We start from the raw sequence: 16230 nt of genomic DNA on the forward strand, positions 1-16230 counted from the left end.
TATTACTTCAACACAGACACCTGAATGCCTTCACGCAGGTTGATCTGGCCGCTCTGCACAATTTTCTCACCCGGCTGAATACCTTCTAGTATCTCTACCTGGTCCTGGGTCACCACACCTACCTTCACCTTCCGGATGCTGGCTTTGTTGTTGTTCACTACCCATACACTTGGGTCCTGAATGCTACCCACAATGGCTTCACGCGGCAGCAAAAGCGCGTCACGCTGGGCATTTACCGGGAAGAACGCGGTGCCATACATACCGGCGCGCAGGTTGTTGTTAGCCGTATTCTTCACTTCAATCTCCACGTCAAATTTCAGGCTGGCATCTGCGGCTGCGCCGATGGCGGTCACGGTGCCTTCATATTCCTGGGCACCGCCGGCATTGGCCGTTACTTTCACTTTCTGGCCACGGTTGATGAGGAGCACTTCGGCCTCAGACGCTTTCACGTTCAGTTTCAGGCGGTCTACATTCACAATGTCATACAGCTTGGTGCTGGCATTGGCGTTCAGGTAAGACCCCACTTCAATGTACATTTCGTTAATCTCACCGTTGATAGGGGCGGTGACACGGGCGTTGGATTGGTTCTGGCGGGCGGCTACCAACTGGGCGCGGGTGGCGTTCACGTTGATTTGGGCTTCTTCCAGCTGGCGTTTGGTCACGGCGTCACCGGCAATCAGGTTTTTCATGCGCTCCAGGTCTTTCTGGGCTTTCTGGTAGTTGGCCTGTGCCGTGGCCAGATTGGCGCTGGAGGTGTTATCTTCTACCTGAAGCAATACTTCACCGGCCCGTACTTTATCGCCTTTGCGTTTGTACACGCGCTGGATTTGACCAGAAACTTCTGCCATCAGGGTCAGGCTTTGTACTGGCCTAAAGTTCCCTTGGGCCGTGAACGACTTGTCCAGCTTGGCATTCTGTACCTCAGTCAATGTCACCGGAATGGCCTCGCTTTTGATTTCGGCCACGGCCGCCTTCTCAGTCATTTCCTTTTTGTTCTTGTTCAAGGTGTAGGCAATGGCGCCTATGAGAAGAACCGCAACCAGGATATAAATCAGCTTTTTCATTTTTTTAGTGTTCCTGCGTAAGTGTTATTGGATTAGGTTTTTGATTTCGCCGCGGGCTCTCAAGTAGTTCAGCTGCGAGATTTTGTATTTCAAGCGTTCGTTGTTCAAGTTGGTCTGGGCTTCGCGCACGCTTACTTCCGCTTCCAGCAAATCGGTGAGCGGGCTAAGACCCTCTTTGTATAGGCGGTTGGTGGTGTCATACACCTCTTGCGCCAGTTGCACGTTGCGCTCCTGGTTCTGAATGGCCAGTTGGCTGGTGGAAATCTGCTTGATGGCGTTGTCCAGGCTCATTTGCGTGTTCAGCGTCAGGTTCTGCAAATCCAAATCTGTTTTCTTTACCTCCAATTCGGCTTGCCGTATCTGGTTTCTGCGTTGGAACCCGTCAAAGATGGGAATGTTCAACTGCACGCCTAACACAAAGGTGTTAAACCATGGTTTGCTGGTGTCAAAGAAGTTGAATTCCTGACGCTGGGCGTTGTAGTTGTATTGCCCAAAACCTGCTAACGTTGGGAAAGCGCGGCCTTTGATGTTCTCAACGTTCAAACCATACAATTTCTTCTGGGTTTGCAGGGCCTGGTAATCGGTGCGTTGGGCCAATACCTCATTGGCGTCTGCGGTGAGCGGCAACACGGTGTTTTCCAGCGTGGCTTCGTCTGAAAGCTCAAACTGCTGGTCTATGGGCAAACCTATGAAGAACTTCAAGGCGTTTTTCTGCTGCTCATAGGCAGAGGCCAAGGTTTCGCGCTGGTTCTCCAGGTTGGTTTTGTTTACCGTGATGCGGTTCACATCAACCTTCTTGGCGAAATCATTCTTGTACTGCAGCGTCAGGATTTTCTCCAGCTGCACCAGGCGGTTGTAGTTGGCCTCAATGGTGTTGAACTGCTCCTTGGTTTGCAGCGCCTGCAGATACGCCGAACTTACGTTGTACAGCACGTCTTCCTTGCTCATCTGGGTGCGCAGGCGGTACAGGTCTCGGGTAGTGGCCGCCGCCTCCAGGCCTACAAAGTAGGACTTGCTGAAAATCAGCTGAGACAGCTCAAACCCACCGGTGGCATTGTATTTCTGCCCGAATTTCACCGGTACATACGTTCCCGGCTGACCGATAATCTCACCTGGCAACAGCTGCGTAGGAATAGACGGGTACACTGCCAACTGGCCGGTAGCGTTAATCTGGGGCAAGCCAGAGCCTTTGGTTTCCTTGATGCGGTATTCAGCGCCCTGCTCATCTAACTGCGCCTGCTGAATAGAGATATTATTGGTGGTTGCCAGGTTCAACGCCTGTTGTAAGGTAATGACGTTGCCCTGCGGTTGGGTCTGCGCATAACTGAAACTCGCCACTATAGTAAGCAGGAGACTCAGTACTAAATGCTTCTTATTCACGGTTTTATTTAAGTTAAATTGTTTTTATATTTCTTTTTAGTTCTGTTTTTTTGAGAACTACAATGGGCAAAAAAATTATTTTTTCCGCTCTTTCCGCCACTTCTCCAGTAGCAGGGGCACCTCGCGGGAGAGGAACTCCATAAATTCTATCCGCTCCAGCACTTTCTCATTCATGCCGGGGTTGGAGTCACCCCTGAGTTCATTGGCCTTACGGAGCAGGCTGCTGAAGGCCAGGATAGAACCCATTTTGTCAACCACCTCCTGATGCCACTTTTCCAGCAGGGCACTGAAGTACCGCTTGCGGTCACCGGAGAAAGTGGTGTATTCTATAAGCCTCATCTGCAGCAGCAGGTTCAAGGCATTGCTGGTGGCACTTTTGCTGATGTTCAACGTGTCAATGATTTCCTCAAAGCTCAGGTGAGGGCGGTCAGAGACGTACAGCAAGCCCATGATGCGGCCCACCACCGGCGGAAAGCCCTGCTGCTCATGGTATATCCCGATTTTCTCTATCAGCTGTTTCTGTTCTTGGGTTAAGTTCGTCACGTCTTTCTTTTGTTGTTCAGAGTAAGAACAGCACAAAGGTATGGGTTAGTTTCTTTGGTTCATAATTTTTAGAACTTTATTTTAATATTTTTTTTACAGCAGTTCTGGGTAAGGAAATTGGCTGGCCGCCAGGGCCGTCTTGTGGCCCAGATTCTTGTGGGGCCTTTCTGTTTTCGGGCTGTTTTTTAAAAAACAGCCCGAAAACAGAAAGGCCCGCTTCTGCTGGAGAAGTGGGCCTTGCACGTGAAGTTCTATTCTATGAGTGGACTACTGCCTTACCGGTTGTTGCGCACAGGAACTGGTACGGGCTGTAAAGTCTGTCCTTTTAATTTTGAAACCAATTCCCTTAATAATTCTGAAAGAGAAAACTGTAAGCTCGTTAACATGGGTCTGTTTTGTTTGTATGTCTTAAATAGGGGCTCTGGCAAAAGGAGATTCCCTGGGCCATCTGCCTTTGTAAGTCCCTCCAGCGCTTTCAGCTGCACCGTATGTCTACCCGCACCCCCAAAGGAAAGTTGTCTATTGGTCAAGATGGAAGGAAAAAAGTTAAGATCCTAGTCCGTGCCAAAATATGTAGCTACACAATGTAGTTGCCAAAGCCTGGGGAATTCTATGCAGATAACGTGCCAAAGGGGCTATTCTTGCAGGGAACAGGAAGAATTTTAAAATAATTCAGTTGGCAGCCACCGCCTGCGCTTTTTTTTTCTGAAGAGATCACGCCCTCAGTTTGTTAAATGCCTGGCTGTATTGGAGCCGTTTTCCCAAAAACAGGCCTGAAACGCAGCGATCCCCTGGAGCGGCGCGTATGCGGAAAGCAGAACTGTGCAGCCAGTGCTACTAAAGAAGCCAGCCAATACCCCGTTACAAGCGCCGGGCGGTACTGCTGCTCGGCTTTCAAGTTGGCGTCACCCTTCCCTTTTCTTCATCTAAGTTTTTTATGAAAAAGGGATCAGCCGGGGGCATAGCCTGTGCGGCGGCGTCTGATAGGTGTTTCTGTTTTGGAGCTGTTTTTCCAAAAACAGCTCCAAAACAGAAACACGGCCAGCCGTAACACTGAAAAGACGTGCTCAATATCCTTGGCATCTTCTGGTATAAAGCGCTTTATTATAAACAGACGTTTGGTTCTGGAGGAAGTTCTAAGTGGGTCTTAGTTAATCCTTCAAGTCCATTTATGTCAATTATTTACGCTTGGTTTGAAAAATATGTGATTCTCTATATAAAAAGAAAAATTTTGGCAGGATGTTTGGTTTAGACAGAGGAGAGAAGCATCCTTTTTTCAACTTGTTGACGGTAGAAAGCCACATCCCCCAAGCCTCTTCGCCAACGCATAGCTTTTACCAATGAAAACGTTTATGAAAAGATTGTGGGCGCTGGGAGTGATGGCGCTTTTGGCGTTCGGTCTGCCGGGCAGCAGAGAAGTTATGGCCGGACCCGGCGGCAGGGTTTCGTTCCAGGTTTTCTATGACGAACTCAGCCCCTATGGCCAGTGGATCAATGACCCCGAGTACGGGTATGTGTGGGCCCCCAGGGTGGAACGGGATTTCCAGCCGTATGCCTCCCGTGGCCACTGGGTCATGACCGAATACGGCAACACCTGGGTCTCTGACTATGACTGGGGCTGGGCTCCTTTTCACTACGGCCGCTGGATGTATGATGACTACTACGGTTGGCTCTGGGTGCCCGGCCAGGAATGGGGGCCTGCGTGGGTAGACTGGCGGCACACAGACGGGTATTACGGCTGGGCACCCATGGGGCCCCGCGTTACCTACGTGGTGGCGCCTGCCCGGTGGGTCTTTGTACCAGTGCGCTATATCAGCAGTCCGCGCATATACAGTTATTGCTTGCCCAGAACGCAGGTTGTGAACATTTACCACCATACCACCATTGTCAATAATTACTATGAGCGGGACAACCATAGGTATGTATATGGCCCGCGCTCCAAAGACATAGAGCGCTACACCCGCCAGAAAGTGCAGGTGCACCGCCTTGATTCTGACTCCCGCCCCGGCCGAACCCAGGTGGCAGACAATTCACTGCGCCTGTACCGGCCAGAGGTTGATTCCAGAAGAAGGGAGGCGCCCACCCGGGTTGCGGTCCGGGAAAACCGGGCGGCCAGTCATTCCCGGGTGACGGAGACTCAACCCTCCAGCGCGAGAATAGACAGGAGCAGTGACAGGGCTAGGGGTAGGACTGCTGTTGAGTCTACCTCATCTTCTGGTTCTATGGCTGATGATGCAAGAATAGACAGGAGGGAGCCGGTGGGAGAGCAACTGCAGGAGCAACGCCCGCAACCCAGCCGCTCTGTTGGAACTGGCAGAGCCACATACCAGGGGCGAATTGAACCCTCGCCCGCCAGGGCTCAAGGGGAGGCTTCCCCTTCCAGCAGAAGCGAAGTGGAGAGCAGAAGGTATGAAAGAACTCCCGCGCCAGCCCCAAGGCAACGTTCTTCAGCTATTGAGCCGGCCGTTGCACCCCCGGCAGACTATTCCCCGCAGAGAAGCACCGCGTCTCCTCAGGGGAGATACCAGCCTGCAGAACGCCAAAGCCACGGAAACACAGCCCCGGCGCAGCGGTCTTCTTCCTCCAGGTCAGACTCCCCAAGACGAGAATCTCCTGCCAGAGGCCGAAACTGATTGCCGGTATTTGTAATAACTGGATTAAAAACCACGTCTCGTTAGGCGTGGTTTTTTTGTTGCCACCAGCTGCTCCAAAGAATTTCTGTTTCTGGGCTGTTTTAGTAAAAACAGCCCAGAAACAGAACCGGGTTCACTGAACATGATCAGGAAGGCTCCCTAAGCACGAGTGGCTTTAGTGGCGTATGAAGGCAGTGATCAATTGGCTCACCTGTTCAGGTTGTTCATGATGGAGCCAATGGGTAGCGTTTTCCAGGAAAACCAGCTGGCCGTTTTGGCAATGTGCCATGCTGGGTTGCGCCATCTCGGTTCCTAAGAACTTGTCTTTTTTACCCCACAGTAACAGGGTGGGAGTTGTAATGGTATGGTTGGCCTGCATGGGGTTGTGTTTATACGCCCGGTACCAGTTGAGCATGGCCTCTATTGCCCCGGGCTGCGCCCAAGCTTGCTTATACTCCTGTAGCACCTCCGGCGGAAAAGTGCCTGGTAACGCCGTGCCGGTTAAAGCGCTCTCCAGGAATTTAAAGTCAAAGGCACGGTTCACCTGCTCTGGCAACCAGGGTAGCTGAAAGAAACCGGTGTACCAGCTTCTAAGCATCTGCTGGGGGTTGTGCGTCAGGTGGTGGTGCATGGTCTCGGGATGGGGCATGTTCAGAACCACCAGCTTCTCCAGGAGATGGGGATGTGTCAAGGCCAGGTTCCAGGCAACTACACCTCCCCAGTCATGCCCTACCAAGACCACAGTGCCCCGGCTGATCTGAGGTATGAGGTCTGCTATGTCTTTGGTTAAAAGATCTGTGGTGTAGGCCCCTGCCTCGGTAGGTTTGCTGCTCAGGTGATAACCCCGTTGATCTGGGGCTACTGCATGCCAGCCCCGGGTGGAGAAGTACTGTAGCTGTCTGTGCCAGCCCTTGCCAAACTCCGGGAACCCGTGCAGAAACAAAATAGCAGGATCTGCGGGGTTGCCTGCTTCCCATACATTAAGCTGAACGTGGTTGACGGTATAAAAAGAGTGCTTCATCTTATCAGAGGGAAGGTGTAGGCACTAATACGTAAGTAAGGGCGAAGATTAGGTGGTAATTTGCCTTGTAAAGTCTACGGCAAAGGCCTGAATATAGGGATAGGAAAAAGAAATACCCTGCTCGTGGGGGCAAGCAGGGCATTCTCTACAATGGGGGATATGTTAAAAAGGGGAATACTTTACAACTACAAGATGCTGTGCTACTACAAGATGATCACAAAAAGGAGCAGGCTTATGGTCAGAAGGATTAATGAATAAAATGCGGTGACTTCCCAAGCTGAGAAGTCTTCTGCCTCTGAACTCAGCAGAAACGCCATGAATGATTTGAGCACACCTTTCCTTGACACCCCCTTATGCCTGGTTTTGTGTAAATAATAGAGTCTTAAAAGCAAAGGCATTGTTAGAACTTTAAACGAACCTTATGGTTACATAACAGGTGAACCTGTCTTGCTGGAAGAACCTATTGACGAGAGAAACCAGTATCATGGGGGAAACTGATAGGGGGCCAGTTTCTCTCGTCCTTTGTTCAATAGGTATGGGACAAATGTAGAGGGGCTGTCACTTGAAAAGAAGGAAACATTTGGTTGTTTTGTAACAGAGAAATTTGTCCTGTGTATTTTGGAAATTCTTGCTTTTTGGGTATTTGCCAGCGTTTGTTGTTTAAAAGATTCAGCAGGTGATGTGCTTTTAGTAACCAATACGGGTGATGGGCCTAAGCTTTTTTACTGGGAGATTCTACCTTATGGGTTCTATGAAAAGGAAGGAACCAAAGTAAAACCAGGTTTCTGATTATGATTTAACAGTCCTGTTCTTTAAGTAAGCCCGTCAACGCCGCCTCCTGCCTGGCATACAATCTACGCCTTTCCTGTACATTTCAGGTCTTTTGATTCCTGGGGGCGCACCGCAGTCCTGTATAGGTTTCTTTTACCAGTCCTGCGGCACACATACCTTCTGGTACTTTAAGAGAGGGAGTTCGGGTCTTCTTACAGAGAGCATCCAGAAGGGAGCAACGTAACAGTTCCTGTCCTGTGGAGCTGCCTGTTTTTGATCTGTTTTTCAGAATTCAGGCTAAAAACAGCCAAACAGGAAGTACTGTACAAAGTGCCTCCGCCTGCCTGAGTAGTCAGTACCCTTGTGCCACCTTAAACGCCTCTTTGTTTAATGTTTTTCCTCTTTGGCTAAACCAAAACCTGGTAAATACAGTATAATTCCAGTAAATCATATAAATTGTTTAATAAAATCAAAAATCTATTAAACAAAATATGTCATATTGGATAAAGGCTCGTATAATTGTTTAACGTTTTACTTTAAAGGTTAAACAAATGACTGCACTAGAATTTACCTCCGTAGTAGAGAAGATGGCGCCAACCCTGCGCCCCGCTGCTTTCAATCTTACCCGTGATACTGATGATGCAAAGGATCTGGTGCAGGAGACCCTCCTGAAGGCCTTTGTGAACCGGGACAAGTTCAGGGCGGGCACCAACCTGAAGGCATGGCTTTATACCATCATGCGCAATACCTTTATCAACCACTACAACAAGGTAACCAAGCGCACCAGCTCCATTGACACAGATGAGTATTTCCAGTTTCTGTCTACTGACACCAAAATGGTAGCGGTGAATGGGGCCAACGGGGAGTTTGTCATGAAGGATATATATGCGGCCATTGAACAACTGCCGGAGGAGTTCCGGACTCCGTTCATGATGTACTATGTGGGCTATAAATACTTAGAGATTGCAGACCAGCTCAAGCTGCCAATTGGAACCGTCAAAAACCGGATTCACCTGGCCCGGAAAGAGTTGAAAGAGCAGCTGAGTGTTTACGCCTACGGCGACTAATATTTTCACCCAGTTGCCCGCCGTGCAGCCTTTTGCAACAGCGGGCATGGGTGTATATTTACATAGGAACTTAACTATATAGCAGCTAATTTACGTACAAATCGCTATTTTGGAGAAACGAGAGCCCATGCAGCACACATCCGCAAAGAAAGTCATTGTAATTGGAGCCGGCTTTGCTGGCTTGGCGGCGGCCGCTGGTTTGGCCAGCGAAGGGTATGAGGTGGTGTGTCTGGAGAAGAATGAAGTAGCGGGCGGGCGGGCCCGCGTTTTCAACACCAACGGCTTTGTGTTTGACATGGGCCCCAGCTGGTACTGGATGCCAGACGTTTTTGAGCAGTTTTTTGCCAAATTCGGCAAAAACGTGAGCGATTATTATGAGCTGGTGCGGCTGGACCCTTCTTATCAGGTGTTGTATGGAGACCAGGAGGTGCTGGAGCTGCCGGCCAGCATGCCCGCGCTGGAGTCACTGTTTGAAAGCCTGGAGCCGGGGGCAGGAACGCAACTGCAGAAGTTCCTGAAGCAGGCTGCCTATAAATATGAGGTGGGCATTAACAGCCTGGTCTACAAACCCAGCCGTTCCCTCACAGAATTCATTGACCCCAAGCTGTTGGTAGACGTGCTGCGGCTGGATGTGTTCCAGAGCATGGCCAAGCATGTGCGCAAGTATTTCCGGCACCCCAAGCTCATTCAGCTGATGGAGTTCCCCATTCTGTTTTTGGGCGCGCTCCCAGAGAATACCCCGGCCTTGTACAGTCTCATGAACTACGCAGACATGGCTCTGGGAACCTGGTACCCCAAAGGCGGTATGCATAAAATTGTAGAAGGCATGGTGGCGCTGGCAAAGGAGCAGGGCGTTGAGATAAGATTAGGGGAGGAAGTGCAGCGGCTGGAGCTGGAAGGCGGCCGCATCACCCACGTAGTAACGGCCCAGGGAAAATATGAGGCTGACGTGGTCATCGGCTCCGCCGATTACCACCACCTGGAAACCAAACTGCTGCCCCAGTCATTTCGTACCTATAGTGACAGTTATTGGGACAGCCGCGTGATGGCGCCTTCTTCCCTGATCTTTTACCTGGGCGTAGACAAAAAACTGACGGGGCTGCAACACCACAACCTGTTCTTTGATGAGGACTTTGGCCCCCACGCAGCGGAAATTTACACTACCCCGGCCTGGCCCCAAAAGCCGTTGTTCTATGTGTCAGTCCCGTCTAAGACAGACCCCACCGTAGCACCGGCAGGTATGGAGAATCTGTTCGTTCTCATTCCCGTGGCCCCTGATCTGGAGGACCGGGAGGAGACGCGGGAGCATTACTATCAGATGGTGATGGAGCGGCTGGAGAAAATCACGGGGCAGGAGGTGCGCAGCCATGTTATATACAAACGCAGCTACGCCCACCGTGATTTTATAAAAGATTACCACGCGTTTAAAGGCAACGCCTACGGGCTGGCCAATACCTTGCGGCAGACGGCGGTTCTCAAGCCCAGCCTCAAGAGCAAGAAAGTGAAGAACCTGTTTTACGCAGGGCAGTTAACCGTTCCCGGCCCCGGCGTGCCGCCCTCGCTCATCTCTGGGCAGGTGGTGGCTGCCGAAGTGGTGAAAGAATTTGCCCCGCAGAACGTTACCTTAAGCCATTAATGCAGATGCTGTCACCCATGAATCTTTTTGATGCCACCACGTTGGAGTGCAGTAAGCTGATCACCCAGCGTTACAGCACGTCTTTTACGCTAGGCATCAAAACCCTGCATCCGCGCTTCCGGGACCCCATTTACGCTATCTATGGGTTCGTTCGTTTCGCAGATGAAATTGTAGACACGTTCCACCACCATAACAAACAGGAACTGCTGGAGCGGTTCAGGCAGGAGACGTACCAGGCGCTGGAGGAGCGCATTAGCCTGAACCCGGTGCTGCACGCGTTCCAGATGGTGGTACACCAGTACGGCATTGACCGTGAATTCATTGAGGCGTTCCTGCACAGCATGCAGATGGACCTGGTAGACCACGTTTATGACTGTGAGCTCTACAAACAATATATCTACGGCTCCGCCGAAGTGGTGGGCCTGATGTGCCTGCGCGTGTTCTGCGAAGGCGACAGCGCCAAATTTGACCAGTTGCACGAAGGGGCCCGGGCGCTGGGCTCGGCGTTTCAGAAAGTGAATTTTCTGCGGGACATCAAGAGTGATTACCATGACCGGGGCCGGGTGTACTTCCCTGAAGTAGATTTTCTTAAATTCTGCAACCAGGACAAGCAAGAGATAGAGGCCGACATACAGCGCGATTTTGACAATGCCTACCAGGGAATTCTGGGCCTGCCCCGGGGGGCCAGGTTGGGGGTGTACCTGGCCTACATCTATTATCTCAAACTTTTCAAGAAAATAAAGCGGTTGCCGGCCACCCACATTTTAGAGCAGCGCGTACGGGTACCAGACAATACGAAACTTGCACTACTGCTTGGCTCGTATATACGGTACCAATTAAATACAATCTGATGCGCTTATTCCCCCTGTTGCTCATACTCTGCCTTGTTTTCTCTCCTGCCGCCTTTGCCCAGGGGAAAGACGCGTATTCGCATGATGAGCTTTTGAACTACTACCAGAAGGCGGCCAAAGATGAAGACGTGGCCAAGCGTTTTCTGGACCTGATGGGCAAATATCCGGGCAAAGACCCCCTCAAGCTGGGGTACAAGGCGGTTTCTCACGCCATCATGGCCAAACATGTCTGGAGCCCTTACTCTAAAATCAAATACCTGAAGCAGAGCGCCGCCATCTTTGACCAGGCGGTGGCGCTGGACCAGCATGATCCGGAGCTCCGGTTCCTGAGATACTCTATTGAAAACTACATACCGCGGTACCTGAACATGAGCCCCAACCTGGTAGATGACAAGAAGATCTTCATGGCGGCCATATTGCGGCACCCCCGGTCCGGCATGCCGGTAGAGTCTGTGCGCATCATGAAAGACTTCCTGCTCCGCAAGGAACTAGTCACCGGCGAAGAAAAACAGCGCGTGGAAAACCTAAGGTTATGACCCATAGCTACGTAGCCCTCCATCTGTTTAGTCTGCCGCCCACCTCTGAGCAGGGAGGATGTCTAAAAAGGCTTTCTTCTAAACCAATGGAACAGGAGCGGACAAAGCGGAGATTCGGGAAACAATGCTCCTCCGGTAGAAACTGCTCTTTAGGGTCTCTTACTGCTTGTCATTGCCTGCTTGTGGTAAACAGATTTCTGGAAAAAGAACCCGTATGCGCAAACAAACCCCTACCTGAACTTGTTTAGAAAGTATGCGTCAGTTACAGGTACATATAGATTCAAATTCAGGCTTCTGCTTTGGGGTCATCTACGCCATTCAGATGGCCGAGGACTTGCTGGAGGAGAAAGGCTATCTCTATTGCCTGGGCGATATTGTGCACAATGACGTGGAGGTGGAGCGCCTGAAAGACAAGGGCCTTCGTATTATTGACCACGCCATGCTGCAGACGTTGCAGAACGAGCCGGTGCTCATCAGGGCGCACGGGGAGCCGCCGTCTACCTACCAGATGGCCTTGCAGAACAACCTCACCCTGATTGACGCCTCCTGCCCCGTGGTCTTGAAACTGCAGAACCGCATCAAGACCTCGTTTGACAAGCAAGAGCAGATTTTCATCTACGGAAAACACGGCCACGCCGAAGTCATTGGCCTGCTGGGCCAAACCAACAACGAGGCCATTGTGTTTGAGAACCTGGACGAGCTCCTGCGCCATGAGCTGCCCCAGAACATCACGCTTTACAGCCAGACCACCAAAAGCACTGACAGCTTCTACCGCATCAAAGGCGAACTGGAGGCCCGGGGCCACGCCGTTGCCGCCAATGACACCATCTGCCGCCAAGTCTCCAACCGGGACAAGGAGCTGCGCCACTTCGCGCTGAAGTTTGACAAAGTGGTTTTTGTCTCCGGTACCAAATCTTCTAACGGGCGGGTGCTCTACCAGGTCTGCAAAGACACCAACCCCAACACCTACTTCGTCTCCAAGAAAGAGGAGCTGCAGCCGGAGTGGTTTGGGGAAGGGGAAAGAATTGGGATCTGCGGGGCCACCTCCACGCCCATGTGGCTCATGGAGGAGGTGCGGGACGTGCTGCTCACGTTTTAGTTTTTTGGTATCAAGTAATAAGTATCAAGACTAAAGAGGGAAAGCTTCTGTTTTTGACCTGTTTTTCTGAAAATAGGCCAAAAACAGAAGCTTGGGTGTACGGCTATTGGCACAGACGCTCGCAGGTCCTCCGGACGCTACGAGGTCTTTGGAGTAAGCTAGTTAGAGCTTGTTTACATTTTGATTTTGCAGGCGAAAATGGGGAGCACAACGTTCTGACGAATCGATTTTGGAGCAGCATACGCCTCGCTATGGTGCGAGAAAATGGCAAAGTCAGGTTCCTTTTATACCCGTTTGCAGCGCAAAAGGAAAATTTAAACATGCTCTTAGGAAGAAAAGAGTGTTTCGTCAAAGCGATATAATTGTATTCTCCTGCCGCAGATTAATTTTCTGCTTCAAGTTTTCAACTTGGAGCCACCCTGCCGCAAGTTTGTAACTTGCGTATATGCTTCTGTCGGTTCCCGGAAGTTGAAAACTTCCGCCAAGGGAAGCCAAAGGTTGAAAGCTTGCGGCAGGGAAAGCGGCAGGAAAAATGCTGGCAGGAGAATTCATCAATAGAAAATCTGTTTTGGAGCTGTTTTTGAAAAAGTACGCCGGAATCACCATTGCCCTCACCATTCTGGTGGCTTGGGGCAGTGTGCTTTGGTTTCTGCTGCACTGGCAAGTAGATTTCATTTCACCGCTCACGTATCTGGCGGTGCTGGTCATGATGCACCTGTACACCGGGCTTTTCATTACCGCCCATGATGCCATGCACGGCGTGGTGGCCCCCGGGAACAAACGGTTGAACACGGTCATTGGCACCCTCACCGCCGGGCTGTTTGCCTACAATTACTACCCACGGCTGTTCCCCAAGCACCATCAGCATCACCGCCACGTGGCTACTGACAAGGATCCCGACTACCACGGCGGCAACTTCTTTCTCTGGTTCTTCAGCTTTGCACGGCAGTACATTACAGTGGGGCAGATTCTATTAATGGCGAGTACGTTCCACCTGCTGCAACTCTGGTTCCCGTTGGAGAACATTATCCTGTTCTGGATGGTACCGGCGGTGTTGGCTACGTTTCAGCTGTTTTACTTCGGCACCTACCTTCCGCACCGCGGCGTGCATGAACCAGAGAACAAGCATAAATCTGGCACCCAGCAGCGTAACCATTTGTGGGCGTTTTTGAGCTGTTACTTCTTCGGGTACCACTATGAGCACCATGACAAACCTTACCTGCCTTGGTGGCAGTTGTACAAAGAGAAAGACCGCCGGGAGGGGGCCAAGGAAACCAGATAAGAGCAATGTAAAGAATTTCTCTACCGGGTTTATTCGTGCTTCGTAGCTAATTTATGGGTGATTCTCCTCTTGAAGAGGGATGGTTTCATCTGCTGAGGCATGCATGCCAAGTGGTTTTTTAGCGGACAGGTAATGTAATACTGCCATACCCGCTACTCATTTTTTCGCTTGGGTAAACACGCTTTGTTGTCTCTTCTTCTGAAGGAGAAGGCGCATCTAAATTGACCGTTCCTGTTTTCGGGCTGTTTTGGCCAAAACAGCCCGAAAACGGCAAAGCCGAAGAGCTCTTTCTCTTCGGCTTTGCCGTTTTAAATCAATCATTTGCTATTTCACCTCATACACGTTGTTAGAGCGGTCTGCATCTGATACGTGGGAGTGCTTGATTTCCAGTTTTTTTACCGGCTTGAGGGCTTTAAAATCAACCTGGGTGGTTTTGGCTCCGGTTTCCCAGACGGCAATGGTTTTGTGGTGGGTGGTGGTGGAGTTGTCTGCGTAGGTTACCACCAAGTCAACCGGTACGGGTTTGCTGCCCACAGCCTCAACCGTGACCTGGTAATTCCCGTTCTGCTGCTGTACGTGGGCAATGGCCAGATCTGGCATGCCGTTGTCAAAGAACCAGCGCTGCCAGAACCAGTTGAGGTTTTTCCCGGCTCCGGCGTTCATGGCGTTAAAGAAATCCCAGGGCAGCGGGTGCTTGCCGTTCCAGGTCTGGATGTAGTGGTGCAGGGCTTTGGTGAACAGTTCATCGCCCAGCAAATCTTTCACATAGAGATACCCGAAGGCAGGCTTGGGGTATGAGTTCAGGAAGAAAGCCGTGCCAGACTGCTGGGTAGAGAGCGTGGCGATGGGCAAGTCTACCTCGGTGCCCGCCAGCATGGAGTAGGGCTGCACGCCATAATCATCCACCATTTTGGGTTCAATGAGCGGCGAGATAATCCATTCGCCCATGGTGGCCCAGCCTTCATCCATCCAGCCGTACTTAGTCTCGTTGGTGCCCATGTAGAAGGGGAACATGGTGTGGAAAATCTCGTGGTCGGTGAGGGTGATAGCGTCTTCGCGGGTGTCAACGGGGTTGTCGTTCACCATCATGGGGTATTCCATCTGGTCCAGCCCGTCAAACACGGTGATGTGCGGGTACGGGAACGGCCACTTGGGGAACGTGTAACTCATGTGCTGCACCGTCTTGCGCGCGAAGTCAATCACCTCTACAAAATCATGGTGTTTGGGGTTGAACGCCACATCTACGCGGGTGCGGCGTTTGGTTCTGGGGTCTACCACCAGGCTGGTGCTGTTCCAGAGATAATGCGCCGAGGTGGCAAACGCAAAATCCACCACGTTTTGGGCGGTGAACTTCCAGGTGTTACGGGCGTTCTGGGCGGTGATATTGCCTTTCTTCAGGTCTGTGCTGTCAATGATGGCCACAAGGGCGTCTTTCTTTTCGGCGTCTGCCAAACGTTTCGCAAATTTCTTCTGGAGCACCTCAGCGGCGTTGGTCAAATCACCGGTGGCCCACACCACAAAGTCCTTAGGCACAGAAATCTCAGTGTTGAACCGGCAGAAATCATTGTAAAACTCCTGCGGGCCCAGGTACGGAGTTCGGTTCCAGCCTTCTACGTCATCATACACCGCTATGCGCGGAAAGAAATACGCCACAAATGCCGCGCCTTGCGGGTCAACCTGACCGGTGCGCATGTGCGAGCCTTCGTTCAAAATATACTGGTACGCAATGCTGAATTTGGCTTTTTGCTTAGGGGCAATGGGTTTTACCCTGAGCGTGAGGTTGGTGGCCTCAATGCGCAGCTTCTGCACATCCTGGGCCTCCTGGTTCACGCTCAGCTTCTCAATCTGCACGCCGTCGCTCACGTCTTTGGGCGAAATCCCGCTCGCGCGCGGCGCTCCTTTCTGGTAAAGGTTGGGGTACAGCTTGAACACAATCTGCTTGAGCGTGTCTGGGCTGTTGTTGGTGTAGTCAATATCAACGGTGCCGGCAATTCTTCGGGTCCGCGGGTCGAAGTCTATTTTGATGGTATAGTCGGCGGTGTTCTGCCAGTAGTTCTGGCCGGGAAGGCCGGTGAGACTGCGGGTGCCTTTCTGGTAGGCAGCTTCAATGTTGCGCGGCATGGGCAGCTGCTGCTGGGCAAAGGCGCGGGCGCCCACCAGTAGGAGCAGGAGCGTGAGGAGGGGTTTGTTTGTGAGCATCAGGGACAGTCAAAAAAAGAAAAACTCCCTTAAAGATAGCGCCTTTCCCAGACTTGCTGAAACCCTGCTTGCTTAAAAGCGAATTTCCGTTTTGGGGCTGTTTTCCTGAAAAAAGCCCCAAAACGGAAACGGGGAATACCTCCAGCTT

General features: G+C 51.4%; 14 protein-coding genes. 8 read left to right on the top strand and 6 right to left on the bottom strand.

Annotated features, from left to right (window positions below; genetic code table 11):
• Positions 1–2: 2 nt before the first annotated feature.
• The 3 genes from FHS90_RS05250 to FHS90_RS05260 all read right to left on the bottom strand — a co-directional run bounded on the left by FHS90_RS05250 (position 3) and on the right by FHS90_RS05260 (position 2987).
• Positions 3–1064 carry an efflux RND transporter periplasmic adaptor subunit gene (locus FHS90_RS05250; RefSeq protein ID WP_182512225.1) on the bottom strand — a complete coding sequence of 354 codons (1062 nt, stop codon included), beginning with the start codon at positions 1062–1064 and terminating at the stop codon, positions 3–5.
• A 24-nt stretch (positions 1065–1088) separates the two neighbouring features.
• Positions 1089–2444 (bottom strand): TolC family protein, encoded by a 1356-nt coding sequence (locus FHS90_RS05255; RefSeq protein ID WP_182512227.1) that lies wholly within the window; start codon positions 2442–2444, stop codon positions 1089–1091.
• A gap of 75 nt (positions 2445–2519) precedes the next feature.
• Positions 2520–2987, bottom strand: coding sequence for a GbsR/MarR family transcriptional regulator (locus FHS90_RS05260; protein ID WP_343049601.1), 468 nt, complete (start codon positions 2985–2987; stop codon positions 2520–2522).
• Between the two features lie 1352 nt (positions 2988–4339).
• Between FHS90_RS05260 and FHS90_RS05265 the strand changes: the two genes are divergently transcribed.
• Positions 4340–5620 carry a DUF6600 domain-containing protein gene (locus FHS90_RS05265; protein ID WP_182512228.1) on the top strand — a complete coding sequence of 427 codons (1281 nt, stop codon included), beginning with the start codon at positions 4340–4342 and terminating at the stop codon, positions 5618–5620.
• Positions 5621–5795: 175 nt separating this feature from the next.
• Here FHS90_RS05265 and FHS90_RS05270 read toward each other — a convergent pair whose 3' ends face one another.
• Complete coding sequence (locus tag FHS90_RS05270; protein ID WP_182512230.1) at positions 5796–6641, bottom strand: alpha/beta fold hydrolase; 846 nt, start codon at positions 6639–6641, stop codon at positions 5796–5798.
• 203 nt (positions 6642–6844) lie between these two features.
• Complete coding sequence (locus tag FHS90_RS22585) at positions 6845–6973, bottom strand: hypothetical protein (RefSeq protein WP_277620010.1); 129 nt, start codon at positions 6971–6973, stop codon at positions 6845–6847.
• Positions 6974–7163: 190 nt separating this feature from the next.
• Between FHS90_RS22585 and FHS90_RS05275 the strand changes: the two genes are divergently transcribed.
• The 7 genes from FHS90_RS05275 to FHS90_RS05305 all read left to right on the top strand — a co-directional run bounded on the left by FHS90_RS05275 (position 7164) and on the right by FHS90_RS05305 (position 13883).
• Entirely contained in the window at positions 7164–7430 is a 267-nt protein-coding gene (locus FHS90_RS05275) for a hypothetical protein (protein ID WP_182512232.1), read from the top strand.
• A gap of 533 nt (positions 7431–7963) precedes the next feature.
• Positions 7964–8479 carry an RNA polymerase sigma factor gene (locus FHS90_RS05280; protein WP_182512234.1) on the top strand — a complete coding sequence of 172 codons (516 nt, stop codon included), beginning with the start codon at positions 7964–7966 and terminating at the stop codon, positions 8477–8479.
• A gap of 127 nt (positions 8480–8606) precedes the next feature.
• A complete protein-coding gene (locus tag FHS90_RS05285; protein WP_182512236.1) occupies positions 8607–10115 on the top strand; it encodes a bifunctional phytoene desaturase/3,4-desaturase in 1509 nt (502 codons plus the stop codon).
• Positions 10116–10132: 17 nt separating this feature from the next.
• Positions 10133–10966: a phytoene/squalene synthase family protein gene (locus FHS90_RS05290; protein ID WP_066833623.1), complete on the top strand. Its 834-nt coding sequence runs from the start codon at positions 10133–10135 to the stop codon at positions 10964–10966.
• Complete coding sequence (locus tag FHS90_RS05295; RefSeq protein WP_066833563.1) at positions 10966–11502, top strand: hypothetical protein; 537 nt, start codon at positions 10966–10968, stop codon at positions 11500–11502. Before FHS90_RS05290 ends, FHS90_RS05295 begins: the two co-directional genes overlap by 1 nt.
• Positions 11503–11755: 253 nt before the next feature.
• Entirely contained in the window at positions 11756–12601 is an 846-nt protein-coding gene (locus tag FHS90_RS05300) for a 4-hydroxy-3-methylbut-2-enyl diphosphate reductase (protein ID WP_182512238.1), read from the top strand.
• Positions 12602–13133: 532 nt separating this feature from the next.
• Positions 13134–13883, top strand: coding sequence for a fatty acid desaturase (locus tag FHS90_RS05305; RefSeq protein ID WP_182512240.1), 750 nt, complete (start codon positions 13134–13136; stop codon positions 13881–13883).
• Between the two features lie 324 nt (positions 13884–14207).
• On the opposite strand, the gene FHS90_RS05310 is transcribed toward FHS90_RS05305, so the two are convergent.
• Entirely contained in the window at positions 14208–16082 is a 1875-nt protein-coding gene (locus tag FHS90_RS05310) for a M1 family metallopeptidase (RefSeq protein WP_182512242.1), read from the bottom strand.
• Positions 16083–16230 lie beyond the last annotated feature (148 nt).

It is taken from the genome of Rufibacter ruber (assembly GCF_014138425.1).
GTDB classification, from domain to species: Bacteria; Bacteroidota; Bacteroidia; order Cytophagales; family Hymenobacteraceae; genus Nibribacter; species Nibribacter ruber_C.